We start from the raw sequence: 25069 nt of genomic DNA on the forward strand, positions 1-25069 counted from the left end.
CACGATGACTACATTTGTAGTCATCGTGCAGTGCATGAAGTCATGCGCCGACCGGGTGCCTTCACCCACGCTCGGGCGGCGCCTGCCAGGCATCCGACGGCCTTTGTGCATAGGCGCGTACGAAAAGCGCGACCGTGGCATGGCTTCCAGACATGGGCGTTGCCCCATTTGTCAGGCCATGCTCTGCAAGGATGAGCCTGAGAAACTTCTCACTGTCACTGGAATGCGGCGAGCATGCAGAGGCCGTCGCCATCGCCTGCGCGGCGAGATCGAAGTACGGCTGGAGCACCGCACGCCAGTGCTCCATGTAGACAGCGCGGGCATGATCCGAACGCGAGAGCGTCCTGCAGAAGGCCTGGCATGAAGGGTTTGCCGCCAACCGTCCGATGCCATCATTGATCCGCATCAGCGCATCGCCAAGATCCAACGTTCCATGCATGTGCAGCCCAGCAACCGGCAAGGATGCCAGATGGCTGTCCATGACGGCCCCGTAGAGCTGCGCCTTGTCACGATAGTGGGCATAGATCGTGACCTTGCTGACGTCACAGGCCTCAGCGATGCGCTTCATCGTCGCGTTCTCAAACCCCTCTTCCGCAAACACAGTGCCGGCTGCATCCAGTATCCAACGTCGGCTCAACGCCCGTGCACCTTCCCAGCGCAGGGCGGTTTTGCTTGGGAGGTCGCTGGAGCCAACCACGCTCACATCCGCCTGAACAATGCACTGGCATTCACGCCGCCAAAGCCAAATCCATTGGTCAACGCGAACTCGATCTCCGCTTTCCGCGGCCCGCCGGCGACGATCGAAAGCCCGTCTGCCAACGGATCCGGGCGGCCGAGGTTGAGCGTCGCCGGCGCGACCTGATCGCGCAAGGCAAGCACCGTAAAGATTGCTTCGATGCCGCCAGCCGCCCCGAGCAGGTGCCCGGTGCTGGACTTGGTGGCGGAGATGAGAAGATCTGGACGGGCGCCGAACAAGGCACGCATGGCTGCAAGCTCTGCCCGGTCCCCCACCTGGGTCGACGTCGCGTGCGCATTGATGTGGTCGACCTGCTCAGCGGAAATGCCCGCCTGCGCCAGCGCGATCTCCATCGCCCTGCGGGCGCCACTGCCGTCGTCGGGTCCCGCAGTCAAATGGTAGGCATCCGAAGTGGTGCCGTAGCCGACCAGCTCGGCCAGCGGGGTGGCACCACGCGAGCGCGCGTGATCCAGCCGCTCGATCACCAGCAGCCCCGCCCCTTCGGACATGACAAACCCGTCCCGCTGCTCGTCAAACGGGCGGGACGCTGCCTGCGGTGTGTCATTGAACGACGTGCTCAGTGCTTTGGCAGCGGCGAAGCCACCGAGGCTGACCCGGTGCATTGCTGCCTCTGCACCACCGCACAACGCGATGTCCGCCTCACCGGATCGGATGAGGCGCGCCGCGTCGCCGATCGCTTGGACACCCGCTGCGCACGCGGTGACGGGTGCACCCTGCGGGCCCTTGAATCCGTAGCGGATGGACGCCTGCCCCGCCGCCATGTTGGCCAGGAAGGTGGGTGCAGTGAAGGGCGACAGCCGGCCGGGCCCGCGACTGTCCGTGGTGTGGACCGCCGTGACGATCGATCCGAATCCGCCGATTCCCGTAGCGATCACGGTCGCTGTTCGCAGCAGCCCCTGTTCATCGGCCTCGTTCCAGCCGGCCTGTGCAAGCGCTTCATGGGCGGCGACCAGCGCGAACTCAACAAACCGGTCCATCTTCTTGAGGTCTTTCGGCGCGATGATGCCGGCGGAATCGAAGCCCGCCTCGGGATCCTGAATCCGGTCAGGCACGCGGCCGCCGACTTCGCAGCCGGTTCCCGCGGCAAGCTCGACACCCAGCGACCCGATCCCGGAGCGCCCCGCCAGCAGGCGCGACCAGACGGTTTCAACTCCACAGCCGAGTGGACTGACCACGCCCATTCCGGTCACCACAATGCGGTCTCTGTCGGCAGTACTCATGGCTCACGTCCTATTTGGAGGAGGTTCTTCGGGCCCACCATCAGGCGACGGGGGTCTTGTCCGCTCGCACCTTGAACCAGATGGCATACATCGCCGGCAGGAACACCAGCGTCATCACGGTGCCGGCAATGGTGCCGCCGATCAACGTGTAGGCAAGCGTTCCCCAGAACACCGAATGGGTCAGCGGAATGAACGCAAGCACCGCTGCCAGAGAAGTGAGGATCACTGGACGGGCGCGGTGAACTGTCGCCTCGATGATGGCGTGGAAGGTATCCATCCCCGCTTCTTCGTTCTCGTGGATCTGGCCGATAAGGATCAGCGTGTTGCGCATCAGGATGCCCGACAATGCGATCAATCCAACCAGCGCGTTGATGCCAAACGGCTGCTGGAACAGCAGCAGGGTCGGCACCACGCCGATCAGCCCCAACGGACTGGTCATGAAGACCATGATCATCGCGGAGATGGAGCGTACCTGCAGGATGATGATCAGCAGGGTCACCGCCAGCATGATTGGGAACAGCGGCAGCATCGCGCTCATCGCCTTGCCCGATTCCTCGATGGAGCCGGCCTGGGTAATCGCGTAGCCCTCGGGCAGCGAGGCAATGAGCGGTGCAAGCTGCTTGCTGATCGCGGTGGATACATCCGGTGGCTGCAGTGCATCGTCAATGTCACCGCGCACGGTGATGGTGGGCACCCGATCGCGGCGGCGCAGCACCGGCTCTTCCATCCGAACCTCGATCGAGCCGATCTGCGACAGCGGCACACGCTGGCCAGCAGCACCGACGAGAGTAAAGTCTGCGATGCGCGCAGGATCCAACCGCGTTTCCCCACCGGATCGAGCGACAACCTCGACGGTGCGGATGTCCTCACGAACGGCAGTGACCGGCACGCCGCTCAGGAAGAACTGCAACTGCTGCGAGACGGACGCCGAGGTCATGCCCATGGCCTGCAAGCGGTCCTGATCGAGCGTGAAGTGCAGCGTTGGCGTGCGCACGCCCCAATCGTTGTTGACCGTGCGCATCATCGGGCTGGCGTGCATGGTCTGCTCCACCTTGGCCGCAATGCCACGGATGACATCCGTATCCGGACCGCTGACACGGTAGGCCACCGGGTATGGCGAGTAGGGCCCGAACACCAACTGGGTCACGCGCACACGCGCCTCGGGCGCCAAGCCCTCCGCCACAGCCTGACGCAGTCGTGTTTTCAAGGCATCGCGCTGTTCCTGGCTGTCGGTACGCACCACGATCTTGGCGAATGCCGGATCCGGTAGTTCCGGCGAGATGGCAAGATAGAACCGGGGAGCGCCCTGACCAATATAGGCCGTGACGATCTTCGATTCTTCCTGCTCCGAAAGCCACTTTTCGACCTTCCTGGTAGCCAGGCTGGTCTGTTCGATGGCGGTGCCGTAGGGCATCTGCACTTCGACCAGCACTTCCGGGCGGTCGGAGATGGGGAAGAACTGCTTCTTCACCAGCCACATGCCCACCACAGCAAGCACAAACAGACCGATCACCGAACCTGCGGCAAGCCACTTGCGCGCAATCACGCGCGCCAGGATTGAACGGAAACGGTTGTAGCGCGGCGTGTCGTAGAGGCTGCTGTGCCCGCCTTCGACGGTCTTGAGTTCAGGGAGGAGCTTCACCCCGAGGTAAGGCGTGAAGAACACCGCGACCACCCACGACACGATCAGCGCAATGCCCACGATCCAGAACATGTTGCTGGTGTATTCGCCCGCAGTGGACCGGGCGAAACCGTTGGGCATGAAGCCCACCGCAGTGACCAGGGTGCCGGCCAGCATGGGCGCTGCCGTATGGCTCCACGCGTAGGCCGATGCCTTGACCCGGCTATAGCCCTCTTCCATCTTCACCACCATCATTTCGATGGCAATGATGGCGTCGTCCACCAGCAGACCGAGCGCAAGAATCAGCGAGCCGAGCGTGATGCGGTCAAAGTTCTTGCCGGTTGCAGCCATCACCATGAACACGGCAGCGAGGGTCAGCGGCACGGCCGCAGCCACCACGACACCCACCCGCCAGCCCATGCTGACAAAGCAGACCAGCATCACCACCAGCAGCGCGGCAAAGAACTTCATCATGAACTCGTCGACCGACGAGCTGATGTTCACGGCCTGATCGGTGACCTTGTCCAGCGCCATCCCGACAGGAAGCCCGTCATTGATCTTCCTGACTTCCGAGTCGAGTGAGGCGCCGAGATCCAGGCCATTCCAGCCGTCGCGCATGACGATGCCCAGCAGCATGGCTGGCTCGCCACCGTTGCGGATCATGAAGGTCGACGGGTCCTCATAGCCACGCTTGACGGTGGCGATGTCCCGTAATTTGAGGGTCCTGCCCTGTGCAACGATGGGTGTATCGCGGATCTTGTCCAGCTGATCGAGCGCGCCATCGAGGCGAATGAAGATCTGCGGGCCCTTGGCCTCGACCGAGCCTGCCGGCGTCAGGGCGTTCTGCCCGTTCAGCGCCCCGAACACGTCCTGCGGTGTCATGCCCAGGTTCGACAGGCGTTCGTGCGACAGCTCCACATAGATGCGCTCGGATTGCTCACCAATGATGTTGACCTTCTTCACGCCAGGTACGTGCAGCAATCGCTGACGCAGCGTCTCGGCATCACGCGCGAGCAGGCGGAACGGTTCACCCTTCGCTTTCAGTGCGAAGAGAGCAAACGTGACATCGGCGTATTCGTCGTTGACCATCGGGCCGATCACGCCCGTGGGCAGATTTGCGGCTTCGTCAGCCATCTTCTTGCGCGCCTGGTAGAACTCCTCCTGTACCTCCGACGGTGGCGTGCCATCCTGCAATGTCAGCGTAGTGAAGGACAGGCCAGGCCGGGTGTAGGTTTCGCTGCGGTCATACCAGCGCAGTTCCTGCAGACGCTTTTCCAGCTTCTCGGCGACCTGGTCCTGCATTTCTGTTGGCGTAGCGCCAGGCCAGGCCGTCACGATGGTCATGACCTTGACAGTGAACGCAGGGTCCTCAGCGCGGCCGAGCTGGAAGAACGAAATGATGCCGGCAACGGAGACCAGAAAGATCAGGAAAACCGTGATGGCACGCTCGCGCACCGCAAGTGCCGACAGATTGAACCCACTCACTGGTGGGCTCCGTTTGCAGCGGCGTTCCTGGCGGTCTCAGCGATGCGAACCACCTGCCCTTCGCGGAGTAGATGGGCGCCGAGGGCAGCCACGCGATCCGATGCTTTCAGGGCCCCCTCAACCACGACCCGGTCATCACCCAACTGCTTGACGGCGACCGGCGTCCAATGGGCTTTGAGCGGCTCACCACCGATCACCCAGACGCCGGGACCGGTACCAGGATCGAACAGTGCGCCCAACGGCACCTCGACGCCGGCCGACGCACCGGCGGGTGCTGCGCCTGCAAGTTCGACCGCCACCGTGGAACCCAGCGGCAGCGCCGTGCTGCCCTCTTCCAGGGTGTAGCGGGCTTCGAAGGTCCGGGTGGCGGGGTCGGCCGATTCCGAGAGCACGCGCAACCGCGCGGGGATCTTGCCGCTTGCCCCGAACGGGGACGCTGAGGCCACGGAGCCGATCTGGGGTCGCAGCGTCTCGGGCAACTGGACCACGGCCTCCCGACTGCCTGCACGGGCAAGCCGGGCGACGATCTGCCCCGCCGCCACGACCTGACCGGGCTCAGCGGAGATGGTCATGACCACTCCGTCGGCATCGGCGACGAGCGCCGTGTATTGACTGGCATTACGTGCAACCCGGGCTTGCGCGTCGGCCGCCTTGAGCTGTGCCGATGCTGCGTCCGCCGCCGCTTTGATCTGATCGTAGGCCGACCGGGAAACGACGCCCTTGGCTGCCAGATCGCGGTATCGCGCTTCGTCTGCGGTGGCTTGCGCGCTTTGCGCTCGGGCCGCGATGACGGCCTGCTGCTGGGAGGCCGCTGCCAAATTCAGATCGACGGGATCAATCCGATAGAGCACGTCGCCGCGCTTTACCGTCTGCCCCGTCTCAACCAGGCGCTCGGTGACCTTGCCACCCACCCGAAAGGCCAGATCACTCTGTACGCGTGCGGCGACGGTTCCTGTGAACGTGCGCGCGCCTCCCGCCCCCGGCTGCACTTGGGCAATCCGGACGATGGGCGGAGCGGTCCGGGGATCGACGTCATCCGACTTTCCGCAGGCCACAAGGAACAACGGAACAACACAGGAAATGGCTGGGAGTACAAAACGGCGACGCATGCGGCCTTCCGGAGTGGGGTATCCGAAGGGATTCTGTTCCTAGTGACTAATATAGTCAATGGTCACTACGGGCGTGACTCAAGGCTCCGGAGGACCAACTCCTGCAAGGCACTTGGCGCTTCTTTGTGCAGGTGCGCCACGTGCGGCAGCGTCACAGGGTTCAGATAAGGAAGCAGGACCTGGTAGACCGCACGGCTGGTGTCCTCGAGCGGTGTCGTGCACTCAAATGCGCCGGAAGCGCGTCCATCCTTGATGATGTCTTCAACAAGCTGCCTGATGCGCCCTTCATACGCCTGCGCGGAAGGCCATTGATCCGTCGCGGCCGCAACGGCAATTTCATACAGGCGCCGATCCTGCAGAAACAGGCGAAGACCGGCCTCCACAATGACGGTGAACAACAACCGCAGCCTCTCGGCAGGCGCTTGCACGCCTTGCAGGGCCTGATGAACCTCGCTTTCGATCTGACTGAGGCAATTGGCGCAGATCACCTCGCCAATGGCCTGCTTGGAGGAAAAGAACTTGTAGACGTAGGCCTTCGAGAAACCGATGGCCTTGGCGAGGTCGGACACCGTGGTCTTGTCATAGCCGTAGTGGCTGAAATGCGCGGTGGCAGCCTCGATGATCTGGGTGCGCACGTCGTGCTCGGCGGGGCCGCGTCCGGCGTCGAGTGCTGCAGAGGTTGAAGTAGACATCGGGCAAGGGTAGCGCCGCGTGCTGACCCGGGCAAATGGTGACCGATCGGGTATCGGTCCACTATTCGAGTCAAGGTGACGGTTGACGCATATGGTTACCTGTCCAATAATCGGGCCGACTCAGCTGGGCGATGACTCCGGCAACCGGGATGCGTGCTGCGCACCAGGGCCCAGCCGTCTCACGCCGTGAGGAGCACCTTCTGAATCGAGCATCTCCCCATCCGAATCGCCGCATCGACAGCTGCCTGTGGAGGGCAAGCAATGACCACAAAAACGATACTTGCGCTGGCCCTGCTTGGTGGATTGGCAGGCACGACCGGCACTGCGCAGGCTGCTGCATTCCAGTTGAAGGAGAAAAGTGCAAAGGGCCTGGGCCGCGCCTTTGCGGGGTCGATCAGTGCGCCAGGCGACGCATCGGTGATAGCGGACAATCCGGCTGCCATGCGTCTCCTCGATGGGCGGCTGTTTCAAGCCGATGCAAGTGTTGTGAACTACACCGTGGACTTCAAAGGCGAAGGCCGCGATGCCCTGGGACGTCCGCTCTCTGGAGGTGATGGCGGGGACGCGGGTGACACCAGCCCCATCCCTGCCCTCTATTTCCACACCCCATTGGGTGAGAAGGCCCACCTGGGGCTTTCATTGACGGCGCCATTTGGCTTCAAGACTGAGTACGAGAGCGACTGGGTCGGTCGCTACAACGGGATCAAGACGGAAATTAAATCGGTTGACCTGGGGATGTCGCTTTCCTACGACGTAAATCCTTATGTGTCCTTTGGCGCCTCCATTTTTGTCGAGCGCGTGGAAGCCAAGCTCTACGACGCTGTCGATTTTGGCGCCGTGCTCGCTGGCGCACGGGCGCCAGGCTTTTCTCCGGGAAGTGCAGATGGCTATACGCGCATTGACGCCAAGGATGACGCGGTTGGGTTCACGCTCGGTGGACTCTTCACGCCGGTAGAGGGAACCAAAATCGGCATCGCATATCGATCCAAGGTGGAACACAAGCTCAACGACGCAGAGGTACGCTTCGGGGTTCCAGCGACCGCCGCACCATTGTTGGCAGCGGCGCGTCCTGGCTGGTTTGTCGACACCAACGCAAGCACTGCGCTCAATCTTCCCGCCACGCTGACCGGCAGCATCAGCCACCAGGTCAATGACCGGTGGACGGTCATGGCCGATGTAACACGCACGGCGTGGTCCAAGTTCGCCGAAATCAGGCTGGACTTCCACTCTGCTCAGCCCACCCGGGCTCTGGACTTCAGCTACCGGGATACAACGTTTGCTTCCATCGGCACGGAGTATCGCTATAGCCAGAAGCTAACGCTACGCGCGGGTATCGCGACCGATCAGAGCCCTGTGACAGACGATATCCGTGATGTCCGCGTGCCAGACAGCAACCGCAAGTGGCTATCCTTGGGCGCTACGTATCGAGCCTCTGAGTCGGCTGAGTACAGCGTCGGCTACACGCATCTCTTCCTGGACAAGCCGGAAGTGGCGGTGACGTCGGCTACGGGCAGCAGCCTGCAGGGCGAGTACGACGTCGGCTCAGACATCGTGGCTTTTTCAGCTGCCTACTACTTCTAAAGCACCGGGCGGGTCCCCTCCCGCGTCCGTAGGCTGGCGGCGCAAGCCGCCAGCCGCCTTGGCAATCCCGATCACACAGGCGGGTGCCAGGCCCTGTCGCCAACAGAGAAACGGTCCGGAGTGAGCGCGGCAGCCAGACCGCTACTCGACTTCCAGGCGAACCACCAGCGGCCCCTCGGCACGAAGGGCCTGCAGACCTCCGTTGATACGTCCCAGCCGAACCAAGCCCTTCGAGTAGCCGAACGGTCTGTGGAAGATCGCCAGATTTCCCCACGGTGCGTAGAAGGCGATATCGCCCGCCACTGGCGTGATCCCTTCCGGTTCGCCGGTGATGCTGAGGCTACGCGGCAGCTGCGCGATCTTCTCCGTAGCAGCATAGTCCTCAAGCTGAAGGGTAATCGGCAACTGGGCGGCGAAGTCGCGTGCGGGAACGCTGTCCTGCAACGTGGCCGACAGTGTCTGGTCGTTGATGATCAGCCGGATCTTCATTGCAGGGACCTTCGGGTTGGGTGCGGTTTTCATGAGCGCAACGGCGTGCTGATTCTGCCCGGCAGAACATGCAGGCACCGCCGCGAATGCAAGGCAAAGCGAAAGCAGCTGCGCAATGATCCACGCCGCGCGTCCCATCAGCCTCGGGCTTCCGCAGCAACCGCCGAGCCGGACGCGGATGCAGCATCGGCGGCCGTGACATGGGCAAGCAAGGCCGCGAGCAACAGCAGGCCTGCGCCGGCCAGGAACGTACTGGCGAAACCAGCGCTGTCCAACAGCAGGCCGCCGAGGGTGGAACCCAACGCGATCGAGCACTGCACCACCGCTACCATCAGCCCGCCGCCCGCCTCAGCGTTGCGGGTGAACGTACGCGCCAGCCAGCTCCACCAGCCCACCGGCGCAGCGGTGGCCAGCAGCCCCCATACCGAAAACAGTGCGGCAGTCGGCCAAAGGTGCGAACCCAGCGGCACCAGCGTTACGGCAATCACCGCCATCAGGATCGGGACAGCCACCAGCGTGCGGTAGAGGCCGCGCCTGATGAATGCCCCGATCGCGAGTGTGCCCACAAAGCCGCTTGCACCCATGGCCAGCAGCACCAGCGGAACCGCGGATTCCCCTGCACCCGTGACCTTCTCCAGGAACGGGCGCACATAGGTGAACACGGCAAACTGCCCCATGAAGAACACGCCGCACGCCGCCATGCCCAGCATCACCACCCGCCGCCGCAACAGGGCCAGTACCCCGCCGTGGGATGGCCTTCCTTCTGCGGGCATGGAAGGAAGGCACCGCCACTGCCATGCCAGCGCGATGGCTGCCACAGGCAGAAGGCACAGGAAGGCACCACGCCATCCGATCACGCCGCCAAGGTAACTGCCCAGTGGCGCGGCCACTACCGTCGCCAGCGCGTTGCCGCCATTGAAGATCGCCAGTGCTCGCGGCACCTGCGCTGCAGGCACCAGGCGCATGGCCGTGGCCGCAGACAACGACCAGAACCCACCGATCACCACGCCGATCAGGGCCCGGCCCATCATGTAGACCGGGTAGTTGGGAGCCAACGCCACCACCACGCCCGATACCGCCATCACTGCGGTGAGCACAAGAAGCAACGTTTTCCGGTTGATGCTGCCGGCCACGCGCGAAATCGACAGGCTGGTCAACACCGCGAAGGCACCGGAGATCGCAATCCCATACCCCGCCAACCCTTCGGTCACACCGAGGTCAGCGGCCAACGGCGTGAGCAGGCTGACCGGCATGAATTCGGAGGCGATCAGTGCGAACACGCATAGTGTCATCGCGAGCACACCGCCCCAGTTGGCCCGTTCGGCCGTCGCGTCGTTACTGCTCATTTCCCAGCCAGGCCTTGCTGGAAGAACGTCGCCAACCTGGCGAAGGGAATCAGGTCGGTGCGGTCATACAGGTCTACGTGGCCGGCATCTTTCACCCAGTAGAGTTCCTTCGGCTGGGCTGCCCTGCGGTACGCATCCTCGCTGAACTCACGGGAATGTGCGTGGTCGCCCGAGATGAACAACATCGGCCGCGGCGAGATGGTCTCGATATCGTTGAAAGGATAAAAATTGACGAACTTGACCAGGCTGCTGAACAGCGGCCGGGTGGTTCGTTCGGGCTGCTCGCCTGCGGCCGCATAGGCACCGCGCGGCGTACGGTAGAAATCGAAGAACTCACGCTGCACGTCCGGCGTATCGGCGTCCAGCGTGTTCACGGTGCCCGGCACATAGGCGGCCTGCCCACCGTTGAACTCAACCAGGCGCTGCTTCGTCGCCGCTTGGATCATCGCTTTGCGCTGTTCAAGCGACTGCGTGTTGTTCAACCCCTGGCGCACAGCGGCGCCCATGTCATACATGCTGACCGTCGCGATTGCCTTGATGCGTGGATCGATCTTCGCAGCGCTGATCACGAAACTGCCACTGCCGCAGATACCCAAGCCGCCAATTCGTTCCGGGTCCACGAACGACTGCGCGCTCAGGAAGTCCACCGCCGCGCTGATGTCATCCGAATAGATCTCCGGCGACACCAGGTGCCGAGGCGTACCGGCGCTTTCACCCCAGAAGGACAGGTCGATCGCCAGCGTAACGAAGCCCTGCTCAGCCAGCTTCTGCGCGTACAACTGTGAACTCTGCTCCTTCACTGCGCCCATCGGATGACCGACTACCACGGCTGGCGCGCGGGCACCCCGCACCTGGCCCTGAGGCCGGTACAGCGTTCCGACCACCTCCATCTGGTACTGGTTGCGGAAGCTGACGCGCTCGCCTTTTACGCTGGCGCTTCTGTAGAAATTGTCGGCGCCGGCGGTTCTTGCGGCGACCGGTGCCTCGGCGGCCACGGCCGACTGCGGAACGAAATGGCTGGCAATCAGTGCCAGCAGCAGCGTGGTGGGTTTCATGTGCGGACGGCCTCAGTGGGAACTCAGGTCGCCACGATAGGCGGCGCCTGCTACCGCGATAAGCCGGCTGAAAGTTGATGCATTACTGAGTTGAGCTCACAATTGACCCATGAGCAGCGTGAAGACCAACGACCTGCAGGCCTTCCTGGTGGTGGCACAGGAGCAGAGCTTCACCAAGGCAGCTGTTCGCCTGGGGGTGACACCCTCGGCGCTCAGCCACTCCATGCGGCTGCTGGAGGAGCGCCTGGGCATCCGGCTGCTGGCCCGGACCACGCGCAACGTCTCCCCGACCGAGGCGGGCGAGCGCCTGATGCGCTCCATCGCACCGCACTTCGAGGCTATCGGCGCCAGTGTGGAGGCATTGGGGGATCTGCGCGATCGCCCGGCCGGAACCCTGCGGATCTCCTGCACGGACGATTCGATGGAGACCATCATCCGCCCTCGCCTTGCCGGATTCCTCGCCGAGTATCCGGACATCACACTGGAGTTCTACGTCGATTACGGCTTCACCAACGTGGTGGAACAGCGCTTCGACGCCGGCATCCGGCTGGGCGAGGCGCTCAGCAAGGACATGATCGCGGTCAGGGTCGGGCCGGATTGGCGGCTGGTGGTGGTGGGATCGCCCGACTACTTCCAGAAGCATGCCAAGCCAAGGAAGCCCGCCGATATCACCCAACATCGCTGCGTGCACATCCGGCATCGCCCGAATGGCGCCATCTATGCGTGGGAGTTCGAGGAGAAGGGCAAGGAGTTCACCGTGCGCGGCGACGGACCACTGGTGTTCAACAGCATGATCCACGTGATCAATGCCGCCCTGGACGGCCTGGGCCTGGCGTACGTGCCTGAGCCGATGGTGGCCGATCACATTGCCGAGGGCCGGCTGCTTGCCGTGCTCGACAAATGGTGCGTGCCTTTTCCGGGCTATCACCTGTACTACCCGAACCGCCGGCAGCCCTCGCCGGCATTTTCGGCGCTGGTGGGCTGGCTGAAGCGGGACGCTTAAGGTCCGCGATGGTGCCAGGTCGGACTGAAGCACGGCGGCCTGCATCGCGCGCGCCGGCTGAAGGCCCAGACGCACGCGCGCAGGCGCGACTCAGCGATCGGGCGCATCCGACAGGCGCGCCATGACAGCCGCCCGGCACGCATCCAGGATTTCGTCCGCCAGCGGCGAATCATCCGGACAGGACCTGGACAGCACCACCGCACCCACGGCCATGGCCATCAGGGCTATCCGGCGCGCACGCGCCTCCGGGCTGGCGTGCTCGCCCGACCGATCATCCTCATCGGCAGGGCGCCCCACCCGGGCTTCAATGCCAGCCGCAAAGGCTGCCTTGACCGTTGCCGGCTGGCGCGCGGCGTCTGCACTCAACGCGGCCATCGTGCAGCCGTGGCCGGGGTCATCCCGATGCTCCCGGGAAAGGTAGTAGCCAAGAAACCCCGCCAGATCCATGCCCGCCGCGGCGTCGGCAGACTGCGCCAGGCCGCAGGCGGAGGCTTCGGCCATGAGGTCGGTCTTGGAGGCGAAATGCTTGTAGAAACCGCCATGGGTAAACCCTGCGGCGGCCATCAGGTCCGCCACGCCCACGCCGTCGTAGCCGCGCTCCCTGAAGAGCATGGATGCGGTTTCGACGATGTGCGCCCGGTTGGCCTGCGCTTGTGCCTTGGTGACCTTCATGACCCGATGCCCCAGGGGGCTGTGCTGCGGAAGGACGCCAGTCTAGCACATATGGATTACGTTCATCATCAAACCGTTGACATCGAGGATTACGGTCATCATCATTGCGGCAACGACCACCAGCCCAACATCAGATGACGACCACGACACTCTTCCAGCCCTACCCCCTTGGCCCGCTGACGCTGGCCAACCGTATCGTGATGGCACCGCTGACGCGCAACCGCGCCGATGCCGGCCTGGTGCCCAACCGGCTGGCGGCCACCTACTACGCCCAGCGGGCCTCGGCGGGCCTGATCATCACCGAGGCTACCCAGATCTCGGCCCAGGCCCAGGGCTACCAGGACACGCCCGGGCTCTACACGCAGGATCAGATCGACGGATGGCGCCAGGTCACCGACGCCGTGCACGCACGTGGCGGGCACATCTACGTGCAGCTCTGGCACGTGGGCCGCATCTCGCACGTGGATCTGCAGCCCGGCCACGCCGCACCCGTCTCCGCTTCGGCCATCCGTGCGCAGACCAAAACGTTCGTGCACAACGGCTTTGTTGATGTGTCCGAACCGCGCGCATTGGAGATCGACGAGCTGCCCGGCATCGTCAACGACTTCCGCCAGGCCGCCGCCAATGCCATCGCCGCCGGCTTCGATGGGGTCGAAATCCACGGTGCGAACGGCTACCTGCTGGAACAGTTCATCAAGGACGGCGCCAACCAGCGCACCGATGCGTACGGCGGTTCGATCGAGAACCGCGCGCGCCTGCTGCTGGACGTCACCGCCGCCGTGGCGCAGGAGATCGGTGCCGATCGTACCGGTGTGCGCATCTCGCCGGTTTCTCCGGCCAACGCGATTTCCACCGTCAGCGACCCGCAGCCGCAGTACGACTACATCGTTGATCAGCTCAGCGCTCTGGGCATCGTGTACCTGCACGTGGTGGAAGGTGCTACCGGTGGCCCGCGCGACGTAGCGCCGTTCGACTTTGACAGCCTGCGCCGACGTTTCACCGGCACCTACCTGGCCAACAATGGCTACGACCTCGAACTGGCCAACGCACGGCTTGCCGCTGGCAAGGCAGACCTGGTCGCGTTTGGCCGTGCCTTCATCAGCAATCCCGATCTGGTCGAACGCCTGAAAACCGGCGCACCGTTGAACGCGTTGAATCCAGCGACGTTGTACGGCGGCGGTGCGGAGGGTTACACCGACTACCCCGCATTGACCGATACGGCGCCGCAGTAACCCGTTCGACAGCGCCACGCTGCACACCCCGTTCGCCCCTTCCAATTCCAAGAGACACACCATGAGCCAGCTTCCCACCGTCCTCATCACCGGCGCCTCCAGCGGCATCGGCACCGTTTACGCCGAACGCTTCGCACGCCGCGGCCACGACCTGGTGCTGGTTGCGCGCGACAGGACACGCCTGGAAACACTGGCCGCGCGCCTGCGCCAGGACACCGGGGTCACCGTAGACGTCCTGCCGGCCGACCTCACCCAGCGCAGCGATCTGGCCGCCGTGGAAGCCCGCCTGCGTGACGATGCCCGTATCGGCATCCTGATCAACAACGCAGGCATCGCCCAGTCCGGTGGCTTCACCGCGCAATCGGCCGACAGCATCGACCAACTGGTAACACTGAACACCCTCGCCCTGACGCGCCTGGCCGCTGCCATTGCACCGCGATTGGCCACCGCCGGCGAAGGCGCGATCGTCAACATCGGCTCGGTAGTCGGCCTGGCACCGGAGCTTGGCATGACCGTCTACGGCGCGACCAAAGCCTTCGTGCTGTTCCTGTCGCAGGGCCTCAGCCTGGAACTGTCGCCCAAGGGCGTCTACGTGCAGGCCGTCCTGCCGGCGGCCACCCGCACCGAGATCTGGGAGCGTGCCGGCATCGACATCAACACGCTGCCCGAAGTGATGGACGTTGGCGAACTGGTCGATGCCGCCCTGGTCGGCTTTGATCGCCGCGAACCGGTGACCATTCCGCCGCTGCATGTGGCCGAACGCTGGGACACGCTGGAGGCATCGCGCCAGGGCCTGCTCTCGGATCTCCGCCAGGCGCAGGCAGCGGAGCGCTACCGCGCATGAAAGCCTTCCTCATCGACCGGTATGGCAAGAAGGAAACGGGGCGCATCGGTGAGGTACCAACGCCACCGCTGCGCGACGGCGATGTACTCATCCGCGTGCACGCGGCCAGCGTCAACGCGCTGGACACGAAGATCCGGCGTGGCGAGTTCAAGGCGGTCCTGCCGTATCACCTGCCGCTGATCCTGGGCAACGACCTGGCCGGTACGGTGGAGCGCGTGGGCGCGGGCGTTTCCCAGTTCAAACCGGGCGATGAGGTATATGCACGTCCCGACGATGATCGCATCGGCACGTTCGCCGGGTTCATCGCGGTCAACGCGGGCTCTGTGGCGCCAAAGCCCGGCAACCTCAGCATGGTGGAGGCCGCCTCGCTGCCGCTGGTCGCACTGACCGCGTGGCAGACGCTTGTGGAAACCGCACAGCTGAAGCCAGGACAGAAGGTCTTCATCCAGGCCGGCTCCGGCGGCGTCGGCACCGTGGCCATCCAACTGGCCAAGCATCTGGGAGCCTTCGTGGCGACCACGACCAGCACGGCCAACGTCGCGTGGGTGAAGGCGCTGGGCGCGGATGTCGTCATCGATTACAGGCAGCAGGACGTCGCCTCCGAACTCCGCGACTACGATGTGGTGCTCAACAGCCTGGGTAAAGAGGAGCTGGAGCGCTCGCTGCAGATCCTCAAGCCGGGCGGACATCTCATCTCCATCTCCGGGCCACCGACGCCGGCCTTTGCCGCCGCGCGCGGGCTCGGCTGGCCGCTCAAGCAGGTCCTGCGCCTGCTCAGCCGTGGCATCCGCAGCAAGGCCAGGCAGAAAGGCGTGACCTACACCTTTGTCTTCATGCGCGCCGACGGGCAGCAGTTGCGCGGGATCACCCCGCTGGTCGAGTCCGGTGTGATCCGCCCGGTCATCGACCGGGTGTTTCCGTTCCAAGACACCCAAGGCGCGTTGGCTTATGTGGAGAGCGGGCGGGCGAAGGGCAAGGTTGTTGTCGAGTTGCCGCAGGCTTTGACCAAGGCAGGCGAATCCCGTAGCTGATGGCGACGTACTTCTAGATCCACACATCATTCCTGGCGGTTCTTTCCCCAAGCGCTTCACCCGTATTGAGAACACCTCGCGGCTCGATGAGCATCAACCTCACCTCATGCTCGGCGTAAGGTTTGTGCTCTACGCCTTTGGCCACGACGTACAGCTCACCTTGCCGCAGTCGGACGCTGCCCTCGCGAAAGTCGATTCGCAGCTCGCCCTCAACAACGAAGAACGCCTCGTCCGAATCTGCATGGGTGTGCCAGATGAAGTCTCCCTGCAAGCGAACGATCTTGAACTGGTAGTCGTTCATCTCGGCAACAACTCTGGGCGCCCACTGTTCGCTGAGGAGGCTGAACTTCTCTTCAATATTGATGGCGTTGCGGGGATTGGAGGGAGAGAGCTGCAGCATGTTGGGACCGTGTCGTGATGGGAATCCGCATGTTGAAGCGCCCTTGCCTCACCGTCTTGCACGATCGTGCAACACCCAGCTGCATGCCTACGGTGAGATCCGCATCCGCTTCAGCCACTGCGCCGGAGGTGCGCCATACGTAGAGATGAAGTGGCGCGCCATGTGGCTCTGATCAAAGAAGCCGGCCATCAGTGCTGACTGGTTGATGCTCTGTCCAGCCAACATCAACCGGCGCACCACGTCCAGACGGCGCATGGTGAGGTAGCGATAGGGGCTGGTGCCATAGAGCGCGCGAAAATCCCGACTGAGTTGCCAGCGGTCCAGACCACTGGACTCAGCCAACGCGTCAATCGTGATGGCAGAGTCCAGCGAATCATGGATATGGGCCCGGGCACGTTCCAGTGCGACGAAATCGGGGCGGCGACGGATAGGCCGTTCACCAGCGGCACCAAGCAGGGCATGCGCAAGGTCATGCAGTGCATCGTCTTCTTCCATCAGGTCGATCCGGGTAGCAACGCCTTGAAGCAGAGGGGTCAATGCTGCCTGGATGCGGGAGTCGACCGACAGCCCGCCTTCGATGAATGGCAGCGGCCTGCCCCCAAGAATCTGCTGGATCAACGAGGGTTCGATGTATGCCATCCGGTAATGGAACCCAGCCGCCGTGCCTGCCTCCCCGTCATGGAGCTCATCGGGATGCAGCACCATCACTGTGCCCGGCAGGCTATGCCGTTGGGCGCGGCGATACTGGAAACTCTGCACGCCTGCCAGAGTAAGACCAATGGCATAGGTGTCGTGTCGATGCGGACTGTAGCCATGCCCGCCAAAATAGGCCTCGATGCGCTCAATTCTTCCCGGTTGCGCAGCGTGCTGCACCCAGTCGGAAGACGCTGTCTTTCTGGTCATCCCATCCATCCCGGTGGAAACGTCATCACCCCGGCGCGGCAGCGCCCGCCCCCGTCTCGACCTGACGACGTACAGCCGCGCCTACTGTAGTCGACCAGCGGCGCAACGGGCAGCATGGACCCGCTCAAGACAATGCCTCAACCATCGTTGAGGCTGCCACCGAGCAGGGCCGGAACTGGCTGGCTTGGCAACTAATGCGCCCGCATGGCGACGTAGGTGCTGTTCCCGCGCTTCAGCGAAAAGCTGCCTGGCCTCTTGCTGCCCGCCTGCTGGAATTCGACCGTCATGTCCTGTGCGGTCATGAAGAACCGGGTCTTTGACTCCGCAAACAGCTGCATCGGCCGCTTGCTGAACAGTTCGCTCTGGAGATACAGGCGGTCTCCTTCGGCAATGATCTGCGCAGGCTTGCCCACCAGAGTGTAGTCGCCCGCATACGTCGCGTTGGCCGCTGGGTCGGCTGCCAACGCTGCTTTCTCGATGATCTGGAACTCCGGCCAGCCATACTCTGCCGCCACGCTGACAAGAATCTCATCGATCAGAGCAGCGCCGTTATCGCTATTGGTCATGACCACCACGCCCTGCCCGGTGTGGGTGTAGCCATACAGCTGCGAGCGGAACCCATCCGTACCTCCCGAGTGGGAAAAGCTGCTGCCCGCGCCAAGCTTTTCAACGTACAGCCCGAGGCCGTACTCACCCAGACCCCGGCTCAGCATTGTGGAGGTCATCGCACTGGACAGCACCTTTCCGGGCTTTCCGGACTGCGCCTGCTGGATGTCGACGACCACCTTGGCCAGATCCGCTGGAGTGCCCCAGAGCGCGGCTGCTGCCGACTGCGGATAGACGTGCCAACCGCCGGTGAGGGGCGTTCCGTTGCTGTCATGGCCCGTTGCGGCACGCGCCTGCCATGCTGGCGGCAGTGTCATGGCGAACGTACTGTCGTCCATGTCCAGCGGTCCGAGGACCAACGCCTGCATCAACTCGGGGAATGGCTTCCCCCCGGATTCGGTCATCATCAGCTGGACAACGCTGTAGCCACCCCCGGAGTACTTCCAACCGGTGCCGGGCGTGGCCTCCACACGAACCGCCTCGGAGTTCGCTGGCGCCACACCATCCAGCACCTGCAGCAGCGACGGTACCCGTTGGCCCTTTGCGTAGCCGTAAAAGCCATGGACGTTGATGCCGGCACTGTGGTTGAGCAGACCGCGTAGCGTGACGGGGCTTTGCCGGGTGAACGCGTTCTCCGGAATCTTCCAGCTGCTGAGCTGACCGTTCGCAGGAGCGTCCAGCGACAGCTTGCCCTGCTCAACCAGGCGCAGCGCGCCCAGTGCACTGACAGGCTTGCTGATTGAGCCAGCCTGAAACAGGCTTGCAGGTGTGGCCGCGCGTTGACCGGTCGTATCGAGCACGCCGTAGCTCCGCGTCCATTCGACATGCCCATCGTTGATGAGCGCAATGCTGACCGCTGGAACAGCGTGGAAGGCCATGCGTGTGGCAATCGACGCCTTTTGGCCGGTGGCGCCCTTGACGATTACGCGACTGGAAAGACCCTGCTCCACCCGGGCAATCCGGGACTGGATTGCAGGTGAAACCTCCTGCGCAGGGGCCGATGGAACCACGAACATCAGCACGATCGATGCAACGCTGAGACTGGTACGGAGCAACAGGCGCTGTCCGATCTCTGCAGGCGCGACGACATCAGGCATCGTGGTCTCCAAGGTGAAGCGTGCCCCCGCCAAGGGAGATCGCTTTGGGTCGAAAGCAGGCATCGAGGATCTGGACCTCCAGCGGGACGATCAGCCGGAAAGGCCTGGCTGGGTGGGCGCGTTGCTGCCAACGTCCTGATCAAGCAGGCAATCAATGAAAGCACGCAGTGCCGGCAGCATGTGACGCCGGCTGGAATAGTAGAGGAAGAGGCCGGGCACCGTCGGCGACCAATCGGCAAGTACGCGTTTGAGCCGTCCATCGCGCAGGGCGTCCGCTATGTCACTGTCGTTGTAGGCGTACAGGATTCCAAGTCCCTGCAGCGCGGCGGGCACGATGATGTCCTGATGGTTCGAGATCACCTTTCCATCACCGAAGAACTCGATCGCCTTGTCCTTCTTCTTGAACGGCCAGCCCGCGACCTTGCCGCTGCCCGGAAAGCGCCAGTTGATACAGGCGTGGCGGCTCAGATCCGCCGGCGTCCTGGGTGTGCCATGCCGGGCAAGATATTCGGGCGAAGCTACGGCAAGCAGCTCGAAATCTGGAGTCAGCCGGACCGCCACCATGTCATTCTGCAGCCGCCCACCTACCCGTATGCCGGCATCGAATCCCTCTCCCGCGATGTCGCTGAGGCCATCATCTATCACGATATCGAGAACGACATCGGGGTTGGCCTGCGCGAAACGTCCCAACCGTGGCGCGAGCACGCGCTTGGCGCCCATGCTCAGGGTGTTGATACGCAGGGTTCCCGCCGCACGCGCACTCGCGCCCATTGCCTGCGCCACGGCTTCGTCCATCTCGCGAAGCATGGGGGCCATGCGCTCATGCAGCCGCCGACCGGGCTCGGTCGGCGAGACGCTGCGTGTGGTGCGGTTCAACAGGCGCACGCGCAGCCGGGCTTCCAACTGGCGGATGATCTGACTGAGGGCCGACCGTGACAGGCCCAGATGATCGGCAGCCCGCGCGAAGCTGCCGCGCTCGACCACGGCCACAAAGGCCTTGAGTTCCGCAAATTCGGAGCCGCGCATTGTGCACTTATTCCTACATGGCCTGATCGGATAATAGGTGATTCTCTAACCGCAGGAAACCAATCAATCTAGCTCCGCACACCCCAAACGGAGCATTGCAATGAAAGATCTGGACCTGCCCGCGCCGATCGCAGCCTACTTCGCCGCCGACCACCAGAGCGGTCAAGCGGTAGCCTCCTGCTTCACCAGGGAGGGTGTAGTCCTTGATGAGGGCAACACCCATTCCGGCGCGGCCGCGATCGAAGCCTGGAAGAACGAGGCATCTGCCAGGTACACCTATACGACCCAACCTCACACTCTGGAAACCCAGGGGCGCTCCCACGTCGTTATCTGCCGGGTGTCGGGCAACTTTCCCGGCAGCCCGCTGGACCTGCGTTACGTCTTCGTGCTGGAGCGCGGCAAGATCGCCTCACTGGAGGTCGCGCCATGAATTTCGATCTCCAACTGGCGGGAAAGCGCATCCTGGTAACGGGCGGCACGCGCGGCGTCGGCGCGGCTGTCGTCGAACTGCTGTCCCAGCTTGATGCCCGGGTCGTCGCGACGGCACGCTCGATTCCGAAGCAGCCTGTCGAGGGCGTCCACTACGTGGCGGCCGATCTCGCGACGGCGCACGGGGTACGCGAAGCGGTCGAGGCGGCGCAGGAAAAGCTCCATGGAATCGACATCCTCATCAACGTGGTCGGTGGCTCTTCGGCGCCCGCTGGTGGCTTTGCCAGGCTGGACGATGCCGAATGGGTCACGGCGCTCGATCTGAACCTGGTGTCGGCCGTGCGGATGGATCGTGCATTGCTCCCCGCGATGATCGCGCAGGGGGACGGTGTGATCCTGCATGTGTCGTCGATCCAGCGCATGTTGCCGCTGCATGACGCCACGATCGCCTACGCCGCCGCGAAGGCGGCGTTGTCCACCTACAGCAAGGCCCTGTCCAAGGAAGTGACCCCCAAGGGCGTGCGCGTGATCCGTGTCTCGCCGGGTTGGATCGAGACGGAAGCTGCGGTCGATTTCCTCGGCGGCATCGCCGCCAATGCCGGCACCGACTACGAAGGTGCCAGGCAGATGGTCATGGATGCGCTGGGCGGGATTCCGTTGGGGCGCCCGGCCAAACCGAGCGAAGTGGCCGATCTCATCGCGTTCCTGGTCTCGCCCCGTGGGGCCTCCATTTCGGGATCGGAGCACATCATCGACGGCGGAACGGTGCCGACGGTGTAGGCAGGCTTCCGCTTGGCCGAGCGCTGATCACGTCCGGCCTTGCCCCCACGCCAATCAGTACGCTGGATCAAGTTATCAGGATTCCATGCAACCCATGATCCTGCCGCTCAGCGCAAAGTTGCCCTGCCGACCATCACCACCTGGGATAACACACATGTCCACGCTCATTTCCGCCGTGCTCGCCGCCGCCCTGGCGGCCGGCTTCAGCCCGTCCACACAGGCCGCCGATGCCGCCGCTGGCGATGCCGGCCGGGTGAAGAACGTCGTCCTGGTCCATGGCGCTTTTGCCGATGGCGCGGGCTGGCGTCCGGTCTACAACGAGCTGACCGCGCTCGGCTACCGTGTATCGATCGTGCAGAACCCGCTGACCTCGCTTGCCGATGACGTGAAGGCCACCCAGCGCGTGCTCGACCGACAGGATGGTCCCACTATCCTGGTCGGCCATTCCTGGGGCGGTACCGTGATCACCGAAGCCGGCGTGCACGGCAAGGTGGCAGGCCTGGTCTATGTATCCGCGCTGGCACCGGATGCAGGTGAGACCACCGCACAGCAGTACGAAGGGTTCGCCCCCACCCCCAGGTTCGTCATTGAAACCGGGAGCGACGGCTTCGGATTCATCAGCCAGACCGCGTTCAAGGCCGGCTTCGCACACGACACCACGGACGCTGACGCCGCATTCCTGCGCGACTCGCAGGTGCCCATCAACATGTCGGCGTTCGCCACGAAGCTGACACAGGCCGCCTGGCGGACGAAACCCAGCTGGGCCGTCATTGCCACCGAAGACCAGGCATTCGACCAGGCGATGCTCATCCACATGGCCGAGCGCATCAACGCCCGCATCACCAGGGTTTCGGCAAGCCATGCGGTCTTCATGACGCAGCCCAAGGTGGTCGCCCACACGATCGACCAAGCGGCCAAGGAAGCGATCAGCTCGACAAAGTAGGCTCCGGCAGCAGGACATCGGGCGCCGACTCCTCGGTCGCGCCCGGCGTCTTCGTCCAATGCGTCCGCCCCTCGATCAGCCGCCCTGCCCCAGCTCCCGCGCAAGGAACGGCGCCGTCCTGCTGCCTTTGGCGCGGGCCACCTGTTGCGGCGTTCCCTTCGCCACAATGGTGCCACCCGCAGCGCCGGCGCCCGGCCCGAGGTCGATCACCCAGTCCGCCTGCGCGACGGCACGCATGTCGTGCTCGATCATCACCACCGTATTTCCGGCCTCCACCAGCCGCTGCAGCTGGACCAGCAGCCTGTCCACGTCCGACGCATGCAGGCCGGTGGTGGGCTCGTCCAGCACGTAAAGCGTGCGCCCACGCTGGCTGCGCTGCAGCTCGGTGGCCAGCTTGATACGTTGTGCTTCACCGCCTGACAGTTCCGTGGCCGGCTGGCCCAGTCGCAGGTACCTCAGGCCGATGTCCTGCAGCAACTGCAGCGGACGGGCAATGGCATCCTCCTCGATGAAGAACGCATGCGCCTGCTCAACCGTCATCTGCAGGACCTCGGCGATGTTCCGGCCGTTCCACAGCACCTTCAACGTGGCCTCGTTGTAGCGGGCGCCGTGGCAGGTGGGGCAAGGCGCATAGACGCTGGGCATGAACAGCAGTTCGACGCTGACGAACCCTTCGCCCTCGCAGGTCTCGCATCTGCCCTTGGCCACGTTGAAGGAAAAGCGGCCCGCATCGAAACGACGGCGGCGCGCGGCGGGCGTCGCCGCGAACAGCTTGCGCACGTGGTCGAACAGCCCGGTATAGGTGGCCAGATTGGAGCGTGGCGTGCGGCCGATCGGCTTCTGGTCCACCTGCACTACCCGCTGGATGGCGTCTACATCACCTGCCAACTGGCCTCGCGTGGTTTCGATCACGGTCGGCCCTTCCGTGGGCGTGCCCTCCGCTCCATCGTCTGCGGGCTCATGCCCCAGGTGCAGCAGCATCAGCTCAGGCAGTGCCTGCGCCATCAGGCTGGACTTGCCGGAGCCCGAAATGCCGGTCACTGCGGTCAGCAGCCCCAGCGGCAGCTGCGCATCCACACCCTGCAGGTTGTGGCGGTGGATGCCCTTCAGTTCCAGCCAACCCCCAGCGCTGCGTTGCCGGCTGGCAGGTGCAGGCACCTGGTCGAACAGATACAGGGCCGTGCGTGAATCCTGTACGTGCCGCAGACCATCCGGCTCGCCGCTGTAGAGCACGCGCCCTCCATGCTCGCCCGCCTCAGGGCCCACATCCACCAGCCATTGGGCGCGGCGCATCAGCTCCAGATCATGTTCGACAACGAAGACCGAGTTCCCGCCGTCACGCAGCCGGTCCAGCGCGTCGTACAGCGCCTGACTGTCGGCGGGATGCAGGCCAGCCGATGGCTCGTCGAGCACGTACAACACACCAAACAGCAAGGAGCTGAGCTGGGTGGCCAGCCGCAGACGCTGTAGTTCGCCAGCCGATAGCGTTGGCGTGGCGCGATCCAGCGAGAGGTACCCCAAGCCCAGGCCTCGCAGCTGGTGTACACGCGCCATGACACCGCCTGCAAGCCGCTGTGCAGCCAGACGTTTCTCCTCCGACAGGGCAGAGGTCAGCCGTACGTCGGGGGCCGAAGCATGGACAGGACGACCGCTCGCTGCCCGCGTGATGCGGTCGCGGCGGGTGGCGCTTCTGCTGGTGCGTTCACCCCGGCTGTGTGCGCTGAAGTCGCCCTGCGCGATGGGCTCCAGCAGTTCCGCCAGTTGATCCAGCGGCAGGCGCATGAACTCGCCGATGTCCACGCCTGCGAAGGTGACCGAGAGTGCCTCCGGCTTCAGGCGCTTTCCGTGACAGGCCGGGCACAGCTTGCCTTCCATGTAGCGGGAGACCCGCTTCCTCATCAACGCGCTCTGGGTATTGGCAAACGTGTGCAGCACGTAGCGGCGGGCGCCGGTATACGTGCCCATGTAGCTTGGCTCCAGCTTGCGCTTGAGGGCGGCACGGGTTTCGGCGGGCGTGAAGCCGGCATAGACCGGCACGGTCGGCGTCTCCTCGGTGAACAGGATCCACTCCCGGTCCTTCTTCGGCAGCTTCTTCCACGGTATGTCGATGTCGTAGCCGAGCGTGACCAGGATGTCGCGCAGGTTCTGGCCATGCCATGCCGGCGGCCAGGAAGCGATGGCGCGTTCGCGGATGCTCAGCGACGGATCCGGAACCATCAGCGCTTCGGTCACCTCGTAGACGTGCCCAAGGCCGTGGCAGGTGCTGCAGGCGCCCTGTGGCGTATTCGGTGAGAAGTCCTCGGCGTACAGCATGGGCTGGTTGGCCGGGTATGCGCCTGCACGCGAGTACATCATGCGCACCAGGCTGGACAGCGTGGTGACACTGCCCACCGAGGAACGTGCATTGCTGGCGCCGCGCTGCTGCTGCAGGGCGACCGCCGGCGGCAGACCGTCGATGGCATCCACATCGGGCACGCCCGCCTGGTCGATCAGGCGGCGTGCATATGGCGCTACGGATTCGAAGTAGCGCCGCTGCGCCTCGGCGAAGACGGTACCGAAGGCCAACGATGACTTGCCGGAACCCGATACTCCAGAGAACACCACCAGTGCGTTGCGCGGAATGGAGACATCGACATTCCTGAGGTTGTGCTCGCGCGCGCCGCGCACCTCGACGCAGCCGCAGGCGGCGGCAGCACATGACGATTCGCCAAAGGGGGTGTTGGACATCTTCGCGATCCTGCAGGCAGT

At 64.1% G+C, this 25069-nt stretch carries 22 protein-coding genes; 8 read left to right on the forward strand and 14 right to left on the reverse strand.

Annotated elements, in window-relative coordinates:
• Positions 1 to 61 precede the first annotated feature (61 nt).
• From HFK18_RS16790 to HFK18_RS16810, 5 genes are all read right to left on the reverse strand, one after another.
• Positions 62 to 637, reverse strand: a complete 576-nt coding sequence (locus HFK18_RS16790; RefSeq protein WP_218946789.1) for a TetR/AcrR family transcriptional regulator — start codon at positions 635 to 637, stop codon at positions 62 to 64.
• A gap of 62 nt (positions 638 to 699) precedes the next feature.
• Positions 700 to 1977: a beta-ketoacyl-ACP synthase II gene (fabF, locus tag HFK18_RS16795; protein ID WP_180167104.1), complete on the reverse strand. Its 1278-nt coding sequence runs from the start codon at positions 1975 to 1977 to the stop codon at positions 700 to 702.
• Positions 1978 to 2017: 40 nt separating this feature from the next.
• The gene (locus tag HFK18_RS16800) at positions 2018 to 5083 is read right to left on the reverse strand and encodes an efflux RND transporter permease subunit (RefSeq protein WP_180167105.1); all 3066 of its coding nucleotides are present in this window, start codon (positions 5081 to 5083) and stop codon (positions 2018 to 2020) included.
• Positions 5080 to 6192 (reverse strand): efflux RND transporter periplasmic adaptor subunit, encoded by a 1113-nt coding sequence (locus tag HFK18_RS16805; protein ID WP_180167106.1) that lies wholly within the window; start codon positions 6190 to 6192, stop codon positions 5080 to 5082. Before HFK18_RS16805 ends, HFK18_RS16800 begins: the two co-directional genes overlap by 4 nt.
• A gap of 65 nt (positions 6193 to 6257) precedes the next feature.
• Positions 6258 to 6884: a TetR/AcrR family transcriptional regulator gene (locus tag HFK18_RS16810; RefSeq protein ID WP_180167107.1), complete on the reverse strand. Its 627-nt coding sequence runs from the start codon at positions 6882 to 6884 to the stop codon at positions 6258 to 6260.
• A 261-nt stretch (positions 6885 to 7145) separates the two neighbouring features.
• Here HFK18_RS16810 and HFK18_RS16815 point away from each other — a divergent pair, with 261 nt between their 5' ends.
• Entirely contained in the window at positions 7146 to 8465 is a 1320-nt protein-coding gene (locus HFK18_RS16815) for an outer membrane protein transport protein (RefSeq protein WP_180167108.1), read from the forward strand.
• 141 nt (positions 8466 to 8606) lie between these two features.
• On the opposite strand, the gene HFK18_RS16820 is transcribed toward HFK18_RS16815, so the two are convergent.
• The 3 genes from HFK18_RS16820 to HFK18_RS16830 all read right to left on the reverse strand — a co-directional run bounded on the left by HFK18_RS16820 (position 8607) and on the right by HFK18_RS16830 (position 11355).
• Positions 8607 to 8954: a cyclophilin-like fold protein gene (locus tag HFK18_RS16820; RefSeq protein WP_180167109.1), complete on the reverse strand. Its 348-nt coding sequence runs from the start codon at positions 8952 to 8954 to the stop codon at positions 8607 to 8609.
• 137 nt (positions 8955 to 9091) lie between these two features.
• The gene (locus HFK18_RS16825) at positions 9092 to 10300 is read right to left on the reverse strand and encodes an MFS transporter (protein ID WP_180167110.1); all 1209 of its coding nucleotides are present in this window, start codon (positions 10298 to 10300) and stop codon (positions 9092 to 9094) included.
• Positions 10297 to 11355, reverse strand: a complete 1059-nt coding sequence (locus HFK18_RS16830) for an alpha/beta hydrolase (RefSeq protein WP_180167111.1) — start codon at positions 11353 to 11355, stop codon at positions 10297 to 10299. Before HFK18_RS16830 ends, HFK18_RS16825 begins: the two co-directional genes overlap by 4 nt.
• 109 nt (positions 11356 to 11464) lie before the next feature.
• On the opposite strand from HFK18_RS16830, the gene HFK18_RS16835 reads away from it, so the two are divergent.
• Complete coding sequence (locus tag HFK18_RS16835; protein WP_180167112.1) at positions 11465 to 12358, forward strand: LysR family transcriptional regulator; 894 nt, start codon at positions 11465 to 11467, stop codon at positions 12356 to 12358.
• 90 nt (positions 12359 to 12448) lie between these two features.
• Here HFK18_RS16835 and HFK18_RS16840 read toward each other — a convergent pair whose 3' ends face one another.
• Entirely contained in the window at positions 12449 to 13030 is a 582-nt protein-coding gene (locus tag HFK18_RS16840) for a TetR family transcriptional regulator (protein WP_180167113.1), read from the reverse strand.
• 134 nt (positions 13031 to 13164) lie between these two features.
• Here HFK18_RS16840 and HFK18_RS16845 point away from each other — a divergent pair, with 134 nt between their 5' ends.
• The 3 genes from HFK18_RS16845 (at position 13165) to HFK18_RS16855 (ending at position 16137) form a co-directional block, all read left to right on the forward strand.
• Positions 13165 to 14262, forward strand: a complete 1098-nt coding sequence (locus tag HFK18_RS16845) for an alkene reductase (RefSeq protein ID WP_180167114.1) — start codon at positions 13165 to 13167, stop codon at positions 14260 to 14262.
• 61 nt (positions 14263 to 14323) lie between these two features.
• On the forward strand, positions 14324 to 15106 hold the full coding sequence (locus HFK18_RS16850; RefSeq protein ID WP_180167115.1) for an SDR family oxidoreductase: 783 nt from the start codon (positions 14324 to 14326) through the stop codon (positions 15104 to 15106).
• Entirely contained in the window at positions 15103 to 16137 is a 1035-nt protein-coding gene (locus tag HFK18_RS16855; protein WP_180167116.1) for an NADP-dependent oxidoreductase, read from the forward strand. Before HFK18_RS16850 ends, HFK18_RS16855 begins: the two co-directional genes overlap by 4 nt.
• Before the next feature lie 13 nt (positions 16138 to 16150).
• Here the strand turns inward: HFK18_RS16855 and HFK18_RS16860 are convergent, their stop codons facing one another.
• The 4 genes from HFK18_RS16860 to HFK18_RS16875 form a co-directional block, all read right to left on the reverse strand.
• Complete coding sequence (locus HFK18_RS16860; RefSeq protein ID WP_180167117.1) at positions 16151 to 16537, reverse strand: cupin domain-containing protein; 387 nt, start codon at positions 16535 to 16537, stop codon at positions 16151 to 16153.
• An 87-nt stretch (positions 16538 to 16624) separates the two neighbouring features.
• Complete coding sequence (locus HFK18_RS16865) at positions 16625 to 17440, reverse strand: AraC family transcriptional regulator (RefSeq protein ID WP_180167118.1); 816 nt, start codon at positions 17438 to 17440, stop codon at positions 16625 to 16627.
• A 191-nt stretch (positions 17441 to 17631) separates the two neighbouring features.
• Positions 17632 to 19143, reverse strand: coding sequence for a serine hydrolase domain-containing protein (locus HFK18_RS16870; RefSeq protein WP_257216281.1), 1512 nt, complete (start codon positions 19141 to 19143; stop codon positions 17632 to 17634).
• A 90-nt stretch (positions 19144 to 19233) separates the two neighbouring features.
• Complete coding sequence (locus tag HFK18_RS16875) at positions 19234 to 20169, reverse strand: LysR family transcriptional regulator (protein ID WP_180167119.1); 936 nt, start codon at positions 20167 to 20169, stop codon at positions 19234 to 19236.
• 100 nt (positions 20170 to 20269) lie between these two features.
• On the opposite strand from HFK18_RS16875, the gene HFK18_RS16880 reads away from it, so the two are divergent.
• From HFK18_RS16880 to HFK18_RS16890, 3 genes are all read left to right on the forward strand, one after another.
• Positions 20270 to 20599: a nuclear transport factor 2 family protein gene (locus tag HFK18_RS16880; RefSeq protein WP_180167120.1), complete on the forward strand. Its 330-nt coding sequence runs from the start codon at positions 20270 to 20272 to the stop codon at positions 20597 to 20599.
• Entirely contained in the window at positions 20596 to 21378 is a 783-nt protein-coding gene (locus HFK18_RS16885; protein WP_180167121.1) for an SDR family oxidoreductase, read from the forward strand. The genes HFK18_RS16880 and HFK18_RS16885 overlap by 4 nt, the downstream gene beginning before the upstream one ends.
• Before the next feature lie 94 nt (positions 21379 to 21472).
• Entirely contained in the window at positions 21473 to 22321 is an 849-nt protein-coding gene (locus HFK18_RS16890; protein WP_257216282.1) for an alpha/beta hydrolase, read from the forward strand.
• A 75-nt stretch (positions 22322 to 22396) separates the two neighbouring features.
• On the opposite strand, the gene HFK18_RS16895 is transcribed toward HFK18_RS16890, so the two are convergent.
• Complete coding sequence (locus tag HFK18_RS16895; RefSeq protein WP_180167122.1) at positions 22397 to 25048, reverse strand: excinuclease ABC subunit UvrA; 2652 nt, start codon at positions 25046 to 25048, stop codon at positions 22397 to 22399.
• Between the last annotated feature and the right edge of the window lie 21 nt (positions 25049 to 25069).

This window comes from Stenotrophomonas sp. SbOxS2, from assembly GCF_013416715.1.
Classification (GTDB): Bacteria; Pseudomonadota; Gammaproteobacteria; order Xanthomonadales; family Xanthomonadaceae; genus Stenotrophomonas; species Stenotrophomonas lactitubi.